At 66.5% G+C, this 12,451-nt stretch carries 12 protein-coding genes and 2 tRNA genes; 12 read left to right on the plus strand and 2 right to left on the minus strand.

Translation table 11 applies throughout. The features are described from left to right. Nucleotides 1-155: 155 nt before the first annotated feature. The 5 genes from infA (at nt 156) to C8J46_RS03060 (ending at nt 2,244) form a co-directional block, all read left to right on the plus strand. Nucleotides 156-374, plus strand: coding sequence for a translation initiation factor IF-1 (gene infA / locus C8J46_RS03040; protein ID WP_031441079.1), 219 nt, complete (start codon nt 156-158; stop codon nt 372-374). Between the two features lie 49 nt (nt 375-423). Next, complete coding sequence (locus tag C8J46_RS03045) at nt 424-990, plus strand: nucleoside triphosphate pyrophosphatase (protein ID WP_132734885.1); 567 nt, start codon at nt 424-426, stop codon at nt 988-990. Continuing rightward, nucleotides 983-1,945 carry a ribonuclease gene (locus C8J46_RS03050; protein ID WP_132734887.1) on the plus strand — a complete coding sequence of 321 codons (963 nt, stop codon included), beginning with the start codon at nt 983-985 and terminating at the stop codon, nt 1,943-1,945. The genes C8J46_RS03045 and C8J46_RS03050 overlap by 8 nt, the downstream gene beginning before the upstream one ends. Next, complete coding sequence (yacG, locus tag C8J46_RS03055) at nt 1,942-2,115, plus strand: DNA gyrase inhibitor YacG (protein WP_132734889.1); 174 nt, start codon at nt 1,942-1,944, stop codon at nt 2,113-2,115. Before C8J46_RS03050 ends, yacG begins: the two co-directional genes overlap by 4 nt. Before the next feature lie 53 nt (nt 2,116-2,168). Next, nucleotides 2,169-2,244, plus strand: a tRNA-Phe gene (locus C8J46_RS03060). 183 nt (nt 2,245-2,427) lie between these two features. Here C8J46_RS03060 and C8J46_RS03065 read toward each other — a convergent pair. Beyond that, nucleotides 2,428-2,502: transfer RNA gene (locus C8J46_RS03065), tRNA-Gly, on the minus strand. A 197-nt stretch (nt 2,503-2,699) separates the two neighbouring features. On the opposite strand from C8J46_RS03065, the gene C8J46_RS03070 reads away from it, so the two are divergent. The 7 genes from C8J46_RS03070 to C8J46_RS03100 all read left to right on the plus strand — a co-directional run bounded on the left by C8J46_RS03070 (nt 2,700) and on the right by C8J46_RS03100 (nt 11,137). Beyond that, nucleotides 2,700-3,482 (plus strand): hypothetical protein, encoded by a 783-nt coding sequence (locus tag C8J46_RS03070; protein WP_132734891.1) that lies wholly within the window; start codon nt 2,700-2,702, stop codon nt 3,480-3,482. After that, nucleotides 3,451-4,920 carry a DNA polymerase Y family protein gene (locus tag C8J46_RS03075; RefSeq protein ID WP_132734893.1) on the plus strand — a complete coding sequence of 490 codons (1,470 nt, stop codon included), beginning with the start codon at nt 3,451-3,453 and terminating at the stop codon, nt 4,918-4,920. The genes C8J46_RS03070 and C8J46_RS03075 overlap by 32 nt, the downstream gene beginning before the upstream one ends. Nucleotides 4,921-4,933: 13 nt before the next feature. Then, on the plus strand, nt 4,934-8,419 hold the full coding sequence (locus C8J46_RS03080; protein WP_132734895.1) for an error-prone DNA polymerase: 3,486 nt from the start codon (nt 4,934-4,936) through the stop codon (nt 8,417-8,419). A 387-nt stretch (nt 8,420-8,806) separates the two neighbouring features. Further along, nucleotides 8,807-9,703 carry a tetratricopeptide repeat protein gene (locus C8J46_RS03085; protein WP_132735346.1) on the plus strand — a complete coding sequence of 299 codons (897 nt, stop codon included), beginning with the start codon at nt 8,807-8,809 and terminating at the stop codon, nt 9,701-9,703. Then, complete coding sequence (locus C8J46_RS03090; RefSeq protein WP_132734897.1) at nt 9,700-10,338, plus strand: LON peptidase substrate-binding domain-containing protein; 639 nt, start codon at nt 9,700-9,702, stop codon at nt 10,336-10,338. Before C8J46_RS03085 ends, C8J46_RS03090 begins: the two co-directional genes overlap by 4 nt. After that, on the plus strand, nt 10,335-10,523 hold the full coding sequence (locus C8J46_RS03095) for a Trm112 family protein (RefSeq protein ID WP_279388886.1): 189 nt from the start codon (nt 10,335-10,337) through the stop codon (nt 10,521-10,523). Before C8J46_RS03090 ends, C8J46_RS03095 begins: the two co-directional genes overlap by 4 nt. Beyond that, on the plus strand, nt 10,523-11,137 hold the full coding sequence (locus C8J46_RS03100; protein WP_132734899.1) for a DUF2238 domain-containing protein: 615 nt from the start codon (nt 10,523-10,525) through the stop codon (nt 11,135-11,137). Before C8J46_RS03095 ends, C8J46_RS03100 begins: the two co-directional genes overlap by 1 nt. Here C8J46_RS03100 and C8J46_RS03105 read toward each other — a convergent pair. Beyond that, entirely contained in the window at nt 11,127-12,341 is a 1,215-nt protein-coding gene (locus tag C8J46_RS03105) for a UbiH/UbiF/VisC/COQ6 family ubiquinone biosynthesis hydroxylase (RefSeq protein ID WP_132734901.1), read from the minus strand. The two genes, C8J46_RS03100 and C8J46_RS03105, sit on opposite strands and share 11 nt — an antisense overlap. Between the last annotated feature and the right edge of the window lie 110 nt (nt 12,342-12,451).

Consider the following 12,451-nt stretch of genomic DNA (forward strand, 5'->3'; position numbering starts at 1 on the left):
CGAATCGTCATTTTTCCCCATATTGACGTGGCAGGCATGAGGCGGCGTCCGCGAGTAATATCGCGAGCGTCGTGCGTTGCGCGTCCAGCTTTCCTTTTTCGCGAACCTGCGGTAAGGGCGCTCGTCCCGAAATTCCCCCAATTCAGAGATTATATTTGGCCAAGGAAGAACTGCTCGAGATGCGCGGCCGCGTGGTGGAACTCCTCCCCAACGCGATGTTCCGGGTTCAGCTCGAAAACGACCACGAGATTCTCGGTCACACCGCTGGCAAGATGCGCAAGAACCGCATCCGCGTGCTGGTCGGCGATGAGGTGCTGTGCGAACTCACGCCGTACGATCTGACCAAAGGTCGCATCACCTACCGCTTCAAATAAGCGCCGCGCGCCGTTCGCGCGGTCGCGTAGCCCAAGCATCGAGGCACCTGTGCTGGTTCTAGCCTCCTCCTCGCCCCGCCGCCGCGATCTGCTCGCGCGGCTCGGCGTCGTACCGTCGCGCGTGGCCTCTCCCGATATCGACGAAATGCCGCGCAAGGCCGAGCTGCCCCGCGCCTATGCGCTCCGCCTTGCGGTGGAAAAGGCCAGTGCGGTCGCGCGCGCCGAGGGCGAGATCGTGCTCGCCGGCGACACGACGATCGCGCTCGGCAGCCGCATCCTGCCGCCTGCCGACACGCTGGAGATCCAGCGCGACCTGCTCGGCAAGCTGTCGGGCCGGCGTCATCACTGCCTGTCCGCGGTCTGCGTGATCGACGCGACCGGCAAGGTGCGCACGCGCATCGCCGACACGATCGTCGCGTTCAAGCCGCTGTCGCCTGCCGAAATCGACGACTATCTCGCGTGCGGCGAAGGGCTGGGCAAGGCCGGCGGCTACGCGATCCAGGGCCGTGCCGAGGCATTCGTGCGCTTCCTGTCGGGTAGCCATTCGGGTGTCGTCGGTCTGCCGCTGTTCGAAACGCGTGCGTTGCTGAAAACGGCTGGCGTCGCGCTTGCCTGAAACCGGGCCTGAATGGCTCTACGAAGCCGGCATCGGCGAAGCGCGCGCTGCGCTGGTGGACGATGATCAGATTCTCGAAGCCGCGATCGAGTTGGACGACAGCACCGCGCTGAAGGTCGGCCTCGTCGCCCGCGCGCGTCTGGTCGAACTGCTTCCGGGTCGTCGTGGTCGCGTCACGCTTGATGGCGGCGAGGCGCTGATCAACTATCTCCCCCCCGGCATTACACAAGGCGCGAGCCTGACTGTCGAGATCGTCCGCGAGGCGCTGCCCGAGGCCGGCCGCGCGAAGCTCGCTAAGGCGGTTCCGAGCGACCTGCCCCCCTGCCCCGCCCCGACGCTGTACGAGCGCCTCATGGCGACCGGTCTGCCCGTTCACAGCCCCCGCGCGCATGAATTCGACGCGCTAGAGGCAGCGGGTTGGTCCGAACTGCTCGACGAAGCTGTGAGTGGCGAGATCGTCTTCCCGCTTGGCGCGCTCCGCCTCTCGCCGACGCCAGCGATGACGTTGTTCGATGTCGACGGTGCACCGCCGCTGTATACGCTCGCCATCGCCGCCGCGCATGCCGTGGCGCGCGCGATTCGCCGACACGGCATCGGCGGCTCGATCGGCATCGATTTCCCGACCCTCGCCGGCAAGGCGCAACGCAGCGCCGTTGCCGCCGCGATCGACGAATCACTGCCGCAACCGTTCGAGCGCACCGCGATGAACGGCTTCGGCTTCCTGCAGATCGTCCGCGCACGCCCGCGGGCGTCGATCCCCGAAATCCTCCGCGCCGATCCGGTCGGCGCAGCGGCCCGAGCGGCGATCCGCACGCTCGAACGCACCCCGCCGACCGCCTCGCGCCGCCACACCTTGCCCGCAGCAGTCCACACGCGTCTGATGACGCGCCCCGACTGGCTCGCGGAACTCGCGCGCCGCACCGGCGTCGTCCACGAACTGGAGAGCGCCCGATGACAACCGTCAAATGCCCTATCTGCGACCAGCCCGCAGTCTCTGACTACAAGCCGTTCTGTTCGAGCCGCCACCGCGACCGCGACCTGTTGCAGTGGCTCGGCGAAGGGTATCGCATTCCCGGCCGCCCAATCTCGCAAACGGGGCTGGACAGCGCCGAAGACCCCGACTAAACGCGCCCTTCCGATCGCAAGGTCGGACGCTTCTCCGGTCCCAGACCGGACGTGCCCGGATAGCTCAGTTGGTAGAGCATGCGACTGAAAATCGCAGTGTCGGCGGTTCGACCCCGTCTCCGGGCACCATTTTCCCTTATCGTTTACCGAACTCGAGACTGGCGAGGCTGTGCAACGCTCACGATGTCGTTATCCAAGCGGCAATGCGCCAGGTTCGGGCTTGCAAGCCAATAACCCTCGATTACCAAAAGCTATATGAGGATACCCTCGGCCCCGGCGGCCAGCCTCTAAGTGTGTATCACTGTAGAAAACTGGAGCGGGCGAAGGGATTCGAACCCTCGACCCCAACCTTGGCAAGGTTGTGCTCTACCCCTGAGCTACGCCCGCTCTGGCGCCTATGTCTCCGGTCTGAAGCGACACGGTGACTGGGTGAGGCGCGCTGTTAGCCCGAGGTTTCGAGATCGGCAAGCGCCTTTTCGAAATTATAGCGAAATTCGCCAAATTTATTGTGCGCCGCACCAACCGATCAGTCGATGCGAGATTCCGCTTGGCGACTCCCCCTTTAGAACATTACAAGAACAATTGTGAACGAGTCGTCCGCCCTGATTGAGCGCCTGAAGCGGATCGCCACGACCGGTATACCGGCTCAGGGGGATGATCGTGCAGACGATGCGTGGCTGACGGGCGGTTTGGCGAAGGCGCAGTTGCACGAGATTTTCGCCACCGTAGACGACTCGGCCAGCGGCGCAGGGTTCGCGGTTGCGTCAGTTCTGGCGGCTCGGGCGGCGCCGGTGATGTGGTTGCGGACCGAGGCGAGCGAACGCCAGGGCGGGCGGCTACATGCGACCGGGCTGGTCGAGATGGGTCTCGACGTGTCGTCGCTGGTGCTTGGGCTGGTCGAGGACGAAACGGATTTACTGCGCGCCGCCGCCGACGCCGCGCGGTGCCACGGGGTTGGTACGCTGCTGATCGAGTCCTGGGGACGTGCACCGAAGATCGACCTGACCGCGACGCGGCGGCTGATGCTGGCCGCCGAAGCCTCGGGCGTGACGATCCTCAGCCTGCGCATCGGTGCAGACCCGGTGCCGAGCGCGGCGGCGTCACGCTGGCAGGTTGCGGCGTGTCGATCTCGACCGCTGGAGGCCGACGCACCGGGCAAACCTACCTTCGACATCGAATTGCTGCGTCGACGCGGAGGCCAAGCCGGGCTTCGCTGGCGTGTGGAGTGGGACCGTGACGCGTATATCTTCGACAATACCGCCTTCGCCTTTGGTGGTTCCAAGACGATACCTGGCGCTGGTATTCCCGTGGCTGCCGATCGAGCGGCTGCGGACGATGCGGCCGCATCTGTTCGTCGGACGGGCTGAGACGCCGGTCGCGTTCGTCGAGACGGTGTCGGGCAGCGTCAGGCTGAAGGCGCTCGACCGAGAAGCTATGAGGGCAGGACTCGTTCCGGGGCTGACGTTAGCAGATGCCCGCGCGCGCGTCCCTGAGCTGGAGGTGTACGATCATGACGCGCATGCTGATCACGAATGGCTCGAGCGACTCGCCGACGGGTGCCAGCGCTATACGCCGTCGGTCGCGCTCGACGAACCCGATGGGCTGATCCTCGACATCGCCGGGTGCGTGCACGAGTTCGAGGGCGAGCGTCGCCTCGCCGCCGATCTCGAGGAGCGCCTCGCGCGGCGGGGGCTGCTGGTGCGCCATGCGTTCGGCGACACGCCCGACACCGCGCGCGCGCTGGCCCGGTATGCGGGGGCACCTGCCCCCGATGAAAAGCGCGCGGTGAAGCGGTTGCCAGTGGCTGCACTGGGGCTCGACGAGGATGCGACCACCGCCTTGTCGCGCGCGGGGCTGAAGACGGTCGGCGATGTGATGGCGCGGCCGCTGGCGACGATCGCGGCGCGGTTCGGCGAAGAGGCGGCGATGATGATTCGCCGGCTCGACGGGTCGGTGAAGGGGCCGATCGTCGCGCGCCGCACCGTGCCGAAAATCGGTGTCGAACGGCGTTTCGCCGAACCGATCGCGCGGACCGAATATGCGCTGGAGATGCTGGCAGACCTGGCGGGCGAAGCGGCGGGTCAACTCGCCGAGCGCCACGAAGGCGGTCGCCGCTGGGAGGCGCGCCTGTTTCGCGCCGACGGTCTGGTCCAACGGTTGCGGATCGAGACTGGCCAGCCGACACGTGACGTCGCGCTGCTGATGCGGCTGTTCCGCGAACGGATCGACAGCCTCGCCGATCCGCTCGATCCAGGATTCGGCTACGATTTGGTCCGGCTTGACGTCGCCCTGGCCGAGAAACTCGACGCCTCGCAATTGAAGCTCGAAGGCGGTGAGGCGCAAAAAGGAGAAGTCGCGCAACTCGTCGACCAGCTCGGCACGCGGCTGGGCCGGACGCGCGTGCGCCGGTTCTCGGCGCGCGACAGTCATATTCCCGAACAGGCCGAGCTGATGCTGCCTGCCGCCGAGGCCCCTGCCCCGACACCGTGGATCGCGCCCGAAACCGGCGAACCGCCGCTCCGCCCGATCTATCTGTTCGACCCGCCGCAGCCGATCGAGTCGATGATGGCCGAGGTCCCCGACGGCCCGCCGCACCGCTTTCGCTGGCGGCGCACCGTCCACGACGTGGCACATAGCGAAGGGCCGGAGCGGATCGCCGGCGAATGGTGGCGCCGCCAGGACATCCCGACGCGCGATTACTACCGTATCGAGGACCGCCGCGGCCGCCGCTTCTGGATCTTCCGCCACGGCCTGTATTCCGAGATGGAGACGCCGCGCTGGTACCTCCACGGCGTCTTCGCGTGAGCGGCGCGGCGCCATGACCGGGTTCGCCGAACTCGTCGCGGCGACCAATTTCTCGTTCCTTGATGGGGCGAGCGATGCGGGCGCGATGGTCGGGCGCGCGGTACAGCTGGAGCTTGGCGGGATCGGGATCGCCGATCGCAACACTGTCGCCGGCGTGGTCCGCGCGCATCAGGCGCTGAAAAAGGCACGCGACGGTCTGCTCGGCATGGCGATGCCACCGATCGACTTCCGGCTGGTGGTCGGCGCGCGGCTCGTGTTCGAGGACGGCACCCCCGACATCGTTGCGTATCCTGCGACCCGTCGTGGCTGGGGGCGGCTGACGCGGCTGCTGACGGTCGGTAACCGGCGTGCCGAAAAGGGTGGCTGCATCCTCGGGCTCGGCGACCTGATCGCGCATCATGCCGACATGATGCTGGTGGTGATGCCTAACAGCAGCGCGCGGGGCGCGACGCCGGTGTCGCCGCTGCCGGACGGCGATGCCCTGCCCGAACGGAGAGAGCGCGATCTGGCGACGGTCCTTAGCGCGGTCAGGCGACTGGGCGCGGATGCGGTCTGGCTCGGCGTGACGATGCCGCGCGGCGGTCGCGATCGGCGGCGACTGGCGCGGCTTGGTCGGATTGCCGATGCGGCAGGCGTTCCCGTGCTCGCGACGACCGACGCGCTCTATGCCTATCCCGACGACCGCGATCTGCACGACGTCGTCACCTGCATCCGCGAGCGCACGACGATTCACAAGGCCGGGCGGTTGCTCGCCGCGAACGGCGAACGGCATTTGAAACCCGAGACCGAGATCGCCCGGCTGTTCCGCGATCGCCCCGATGCGGTGGCGCAGAGCGCACGCCTGTTGTCGCGGATCGCCTTCACGCTCGACGATCTCAAATACGAATATCCGCACGAACCGATTCCGGCCGGCTGGGAGGCACAGGATTGGCTCGAACATCATGTCTGGCAGCTCGCGCTGGAACGCTACGATTACCGCGTGCCGGAGAAGATGCGGGCGCTGCTCCACGAAGAATTCGCTCTGATTCGCGAGCGAAAATACGCCTATTACTTCCTGACCGTGCACGACATCGTCCGGTTTGCGCGCGCGCAGGATCCCCCGATCCTGTGCCAGGGACGCGGCTCGGCCGCCAACTCGGTCGTCTGCTTCCTGCTCGGCGTCACCTCGGTCGATCCGATGAAATACGACCTGCTGTTCTCGCGGTTCGTGTCGAGCGAGCGCGACGAGCCGCCGGATATTGACGTCGATTTCGAACATGAGCGGCGCGAGGAGGTGATGCAGTATATCTATCGCCGCTATGGTCGCGACCGCGCCGCGATCGCCGCGACCGTCATCCATTATCGGCCGAAGAGCACAGTACGCGAGGTCGGCAAGGCGCTGGGACTGACCGAGGACGTGACGCAGCGGCTGACGAGCACGGTGTGGGGCAGTTTCTCGAACCGCTTCCAGGAACAGCGGTTTGCCGAAACCGGCTTCGACATCGACAATCCGGAGATCGCGCGGCTGCGCGAAATGGTCGACCGGCTGCTCGAATTCCCGCGCCACCTGTCGCAACATGTCGGCGGGTTCGTGCTCACCCAAGGGCGGCTCGATGAGATGGTGCCGATCCATAACGGCGCGATGGAGGACCGCACCTTCATCGAATGGGACAAGGACGATATCGACGCGCTCGGGCTGATGAAGGTCGATATCCTCGCGCTCGGGATGCTGACGTGCATCCGAAAGGCGTTCGACCTGATGCGCGAGCATGGTCACGGCGATCACAAGCTCGATACGATCGCAGTCGCTGAGGACGACCGGGTCTATAACATGCTGTGCAAGGGCGACAGCATCGGCGTGTTTCAGGTCGAGAGCCGCGCGCAGATCAACATGCTGCCGCGGTTGCGCCCGCGCGTGCTGTACGATCTGGTCGTGCAGGTCGCGATCGTCCGGCCGGGGCCGATCGAAGGCGACATGGTGCACCCATATCTCCGGCGGCGCAGCGGCAAGGAGGTGGCCGAATATCCTTCGCCCGATCCGAAGTTCGGGCCGCCCGACGAACTCAAGCAACTGCTCCGCTTCACCTACGGCGTGCCGCTGTTCCAGGAACAGGCGATGAAACTGGCGATCGTCGCGGCCGGGTTCACGCCGAACGAGGCGAACCAGTTGCGGAAAGCGATGGCGACGTTCCGCAAGGTCGGCGGCATGGATAATTTCCAGGCCAAGCTGATCGGCGGGATGGTCGGCCGGGGGTATGAGCGCGAGTTCGCTGAGCGGTGTTTCAAGCAGATCGAGGGGTTTGGGTCGTACGGCTTTCCCGAGAGCCATGCGCTGTCGTTCGCGCGACTGGTGTACGTGTCGTCGTGGATCAAATGCTTTCACCCGGCGGTGTTCTGCTGCGCGTTGCTCAATTCGCAGCCGATGGGGTTTTATGCGCCGGCGCAGTTGGTGCGCGATGCGGTCGAGCATGGGGTGACCGTGCTGCCGGTCGATGTGAATGCGAGTGGTTGGGATAATTCGCTTGAATCCTCCCCGGCACGGGGAGGGGAACCGCGCGAAGCGGGGTGGAGGGGGGCGTCCACAGACGAGTCGCTTGCGGCTGCCACTTTTCCAAGCGCGACGTCTGCGGCGCGCCCCCCCCACCATCCTGCGGATGGTCCCCCTCCCCGTGCCGGGGGGGATTTGCGTCTCGGCTTTCGGCAGGTGGATGGGTTTCGACAGGACTGGGCCGACGAGATCGTCCGCGTCCGGACCACGCCGTTCGCCAGCATCGAGGACCTCGCGCGGCGGGCGAACCTGCCACAGCGCGCGATGAACCTGCTCGCCGACGCCGACGCGTTCCGATCGATCGCTAAGGAGCGCCGCGAGGCGTTGTGGGACGTCCGCCGGACACCGCCAAAGCAGCTTGCGCTGTTCGCTGCCGCGGACGTGCCTGAACTCGGCCAGGAACCCGATGCGCATCTGCCGGCGATGCCGCTCTCCGAACAGGTGGCCGCGGATTACCAGACGACGCGGTTGTCGCTGAAGGCGCATCCGATGAGCTTTCTGCGCGCGCGGTTCGCAGCGGAAGGCATCCTGTCGAGTGCGCAGGCCAACGCCACCAAGGACGGGCGGCGCGCGAAGGTCGCGGGGGTGGTGCTGGTTCGTCAGCGGCCCGGCAAGGGCAATGCGATCTTCGTGACGATCGAGGACGAGACCGGGATCACCAACGGGCTGATGTGGGCGCGAGATTTCGAGGCGAACCGCCGCGCGGTGATGGCGTCACGGCTGATGGTGCTGGAGGGCGTGATCCAGCGCAGCGAGGAAGGCGTCACGCACCTGATGACCGCGCGGGTGCAGGATCGCACCGAGATGCTGCGGCTGTTGTCGGAGGATCACGCGCTGGAACCGCCGCTCGCACGTGTCGACGAGGTGATCCGCCCGGTCCTCACGCGCAGCCCGGATGCCCGCGCACACCACCCGCGCGCGACGCATCCCCGCGACGTACGAGTCCTGCCGAAGTCGCGCGACTTTCATTGATTCCAATCCGATCACGGCTGCCGGTCACATCACGGATGCGGATCCCGTTTCGAATCTTACGCCCGTCACCCCAGCGAAAGCTGGGGTATTTCACGTGGCACGCGACCGGCGCCTCACGGGGATACCCCAGCTTTCGCTGGGGTGACGGGTTTGGGGTGACGGGTTTGGGGTGACGGGTTTGGGGTGACGGGTTTGAGGGGGACGGGCCGATGGGGATGTACCGACGGTAACCGACCAAGGATCGACGGGCCGTTTCAACGGCGGCGGCGGCGCGTGGAATTTCGACCGCGATGCTCTACAGGTTGGCTCCAGAGGTGGCATTCGCCGCCGCCGCCCCCCAAATAGCGCGCTAGAACCACACGGGAGTTGAACTTGGCCACGCTTGGAATGTCCCCCGCGGAGAAGGACGCCGTCGAGGCGTTCCGTCGCGACGTCGTCGAACCGTCGATGACGAAGCTCGTGATCATCGATTTCTGGGCGGAATGGTGCGGGCCGTGCAAGGCGCTGACGCCGACGCTGGAGAAGGTCGCCGCCGATTATACCGACAAGGGCGTCGTGCTGGCGAAGGTCGATACCGACAAGAACCAGTTCATCGCCGCGCAATTCCAGATCAAGTCGATCCCGACCGTCTATGCGATGTTCCAGGGCCAGCTGGTCGCCGACATGACCAGCGCGCGGACTGAATCGCAGCTGCGCGTGCTGCTCGACCAGCTGCTCAAGCAGCTGCCGATCGAGGCCGGGCCGGCGGATGCCGCGCCCGACGTCGAGCCCTTGATCGCCGTGGGCGAAGAGGCGCTCGCTGCGGGTGACGGCGAGCGTGCGCTCGGGATTTTCCGCGAGATCGCCGAGATCGCGCCCGAGCATCCGCAGGTCCATGCCGGCTTCGTCCGCGCGCTGGTCGCGACCGGGCAGCTCGACGAGGCGAGCGACTGGCTGGCGAACCTCGATCCGGCGATCGCCAAGGATCCCGCGATTACCCGCGCGCAAGCCGCCCTCGCGCTCGCGCAGTCGGCCCCGCCGGTCGCGGACCTGTCGCCGCTGCTGGCCGCGGTCGAGGCGAACCCCGACGACCTGCACGCCCGGTTCGCGCTCGCCAACGGCCAGATGGCGGCGAACGACCGTGATGCCGCCGCGGACACGTTCCTCGGCATCATTGCCACCGAGCGTGACTGGAACGAGGGCGCGGCGCGGACGCAACTGCTGAAATTGTTCGAAGTCGTCGGGCTCGAAGACCCGTGGGTGTCTGGACAGCGGCGGCGTCTGTCTGCGATCCTGTTCGGATGACCACCGAGTCGCCCCCTCGCGCCACCACCCGGCTGTCGATCTTCCCGTTGCCGGGAGCGCTGCTGTTTCCCGGCATGCACCTGCCGCTGCACATGTTCGAGCCGCGCTATCGGGCGATGATCAGTGACGCGATGGCGCGTGATCGGCGGATCGGCATGATCCAGCCGCGCGGCGGACCGCACGACGACGCGGACGCGCTGTACGACATCGGCTGTGTCGGCAAGATCGCCGAGGTCGAGGCGCTCGACGACGGGCGGTACAACGTCGTGCTCGAGGGCATCGCGCTGTTCCGGATCGTCCGCGAGTTGGACGTGACGACCGCGTTCCGACAGGTCGAAGCGGAATTGCTGCCGTTGATCGAGGACGACGCGCTGTCGCTCGGACGGCGCTCGTCACTGGAAATGGAGTCGCGCCGGTTCGCCGACATGCAGGGCTATGCGGTCGATTGGGATGCGGTCGGACGGCTCGACGACGAGAGTCTTGTCAACGGCATCGCCCAAATCGCGCCGTTCGATGCGGCCGCGAAACAGGCGTTGCTGGAAGCGCCGAATATAGAGCAGCGCGCGGAATTGATCATCCAGCTGATGCAGTTTTTCGGCCGGCACGACGGCGACGAATCGGTGACGCTGCAGTGAGCACGCTCGATCCCTGGCTGCTCGAACGCCTGGTCTGCCCGATGACGCGGACGCCGTTGCGCTATGACGAAGCGGCGCACGAGTTGATTTCGGACACCGCGGGCTTGGCCTATCCGATCAAAGACGGCGTCCCTGTGATGCTTGTCGAGGAAGCGCGGCAACTTGGCGGACGCGTAGCGCATTGATGCCATCGACCGACCGCCGCCTTTGGACTCTCGGCGCGGTTTGGGGACTTGGGCTTGTCGGATCGGGCTGGGCGCCGTTCGACCGCGCGACGTGGTGGATGGAGATCGCACCCGTCCTGGTCGCCTTTCCGATACTGATCGCACTGCGCCGCCGTTTCATCTTCACGGACCTGGCACTGCTGCTGATCGCGCTGCACGGCCTCGTCCTGATGCTGGGCGGTGCCTATACCTACGCCCGCGTCCCGATTGGTTTCACGGTCCAGGACGTGCTGCATCTCGCGCGCAATCCCTATGATCGGTTCGGGCATCTGATGCAGGGATTCGTCCCCGCCATCGCCTTACGCGAAGTGCTCGTGCGAACCGGCAGCATCGCGTCGCGCCGCCTGCTCACCATCAAAGTGCTCGCCTACTGCCTATCCGTCAGCGCGCTATACGAACTGATCGAGTTCGGGGCGGCCGTTGCGCTTGGTCAGGGCGCCGACGCGTTTCTCGGGACGCAGGGCGATCCCTGGGATACGCAATGGGACATGCTGATGTGCCTGATCGGTGCAGGTCTCGCGTTGATCCTGCTGTCCCGCATTCACGATCGGCAGATCGCGGACCTCACTCGGTAAGGCCCTGCAACAGCTTAGGCAGGTCGCCGCTTTCGCCGCGTGCTTCCGCCATGAAGCGGTCCTTCAGCGGCGGGATCGCGTTGACCGCGCTGATGCCGAAACGGCGGACAGCGCTGGCGGTCTTACCGGGGAGGCCGAACAGGCGGGTGAGCGTGTCGGTGGCGGCGGCGGTCATGAACGTATCGAGCCCGCGCCAGCGCTGGTAGCGTGCGAGTAGCGCGGCGTCGCCGAGGTCGAGGCCGAGGCGTTTGCCTTCGACGAGGACTTCGACGAGCGTTGCCACGTCGCGGAAGCCTAGGTTGAGGCCCTGCCCGGCGATCGGATGGATACCGTGGCCGGCGTCGCCGACCAGCGCGAGCCGCGTGTCGGTGATGCGGGCGGCGTGGTGGAAGCCGAGCGGATAGGAGGAGCGCGGCGTGGCCATCGACAGCGCGCCGAGGAAGCCCCCCATGCTCTTTTCCGCTTCGGCGAGGAACGCGCGGTCGCCGAGCTTCAGCATGCCGGGGGCGTTCTTCGCATCGACCGTCCAGACGATCGCGGAGCGGTGGCCGTCGGCATCGTCGGGGAGTGGGAGTAGCGCGAACGGGCCGCTCGAATAGAAGATCTCGTATGCAACATCGCCGTGCGGCAATTCATGGTGGAACGCGCCGATGATCGCGGTGTGCTCGTAGGACCAGCGCGCGATGGTGATCCCGGCAGCCTCGCGCGTCGGTGAGTTGCGACCCTCGGCGGCGATCATCAGCGGCGCGCGGATCGTGTCACCCGAGTCCAGCGTGACGGTAACGCCCGATTCGGCGCGATCGACCGACGTCGCGCGGGTCTGCATGCGCAGATCGACATGCGGCGCGGCAGTCGCGGCGTCGAACAGCGTGCGACGGAGCAACTTGTTCTCGTACATCGTGCCGAGCGCGCCATCGTCGGCGTCGGGGACGAAATCGAGCTTGCCCGGCTCCAGTCCGTCGCTGACGCGGATCTGGCGAATCGCACAGCCCTGCCCCGCCAGTGTTGCACCGATGCCGATCGCATCGAGCATCCGGTGGCTCGCGCTCGCCACCGCGGAGGCGCGGCCGTCGAAGCCCGGTGCCAGCGTCACCGCGGGGTCGGCCGGGTCGACCACGATCGTCGAGATACCGTGCACGCCGAGCGCCACGGCGAGAGTCGCGCCCACCAGCCCGCCACCGAGGATGATTACATCTGTGTCCATGACGCCGCTTTATCCCGCCAGCCGGTCGCTGCCAACGACGATCCGGGCGCAGCTTAACGCGTGTTGTCGCGTGGTTACCTTGACGTTGAGCCTGCCGAGGGCGATGCATT

This window comes from Sphingomonas sp. PP-F2F-A104-K0414 (assembly GCF_004340945.1).
Classification (GTDB): Bacteria; Pseudomonadota; Alphaproteobacteria; order Sphingomonadales; family Sphingomonadaceae; genus Sphingomonas.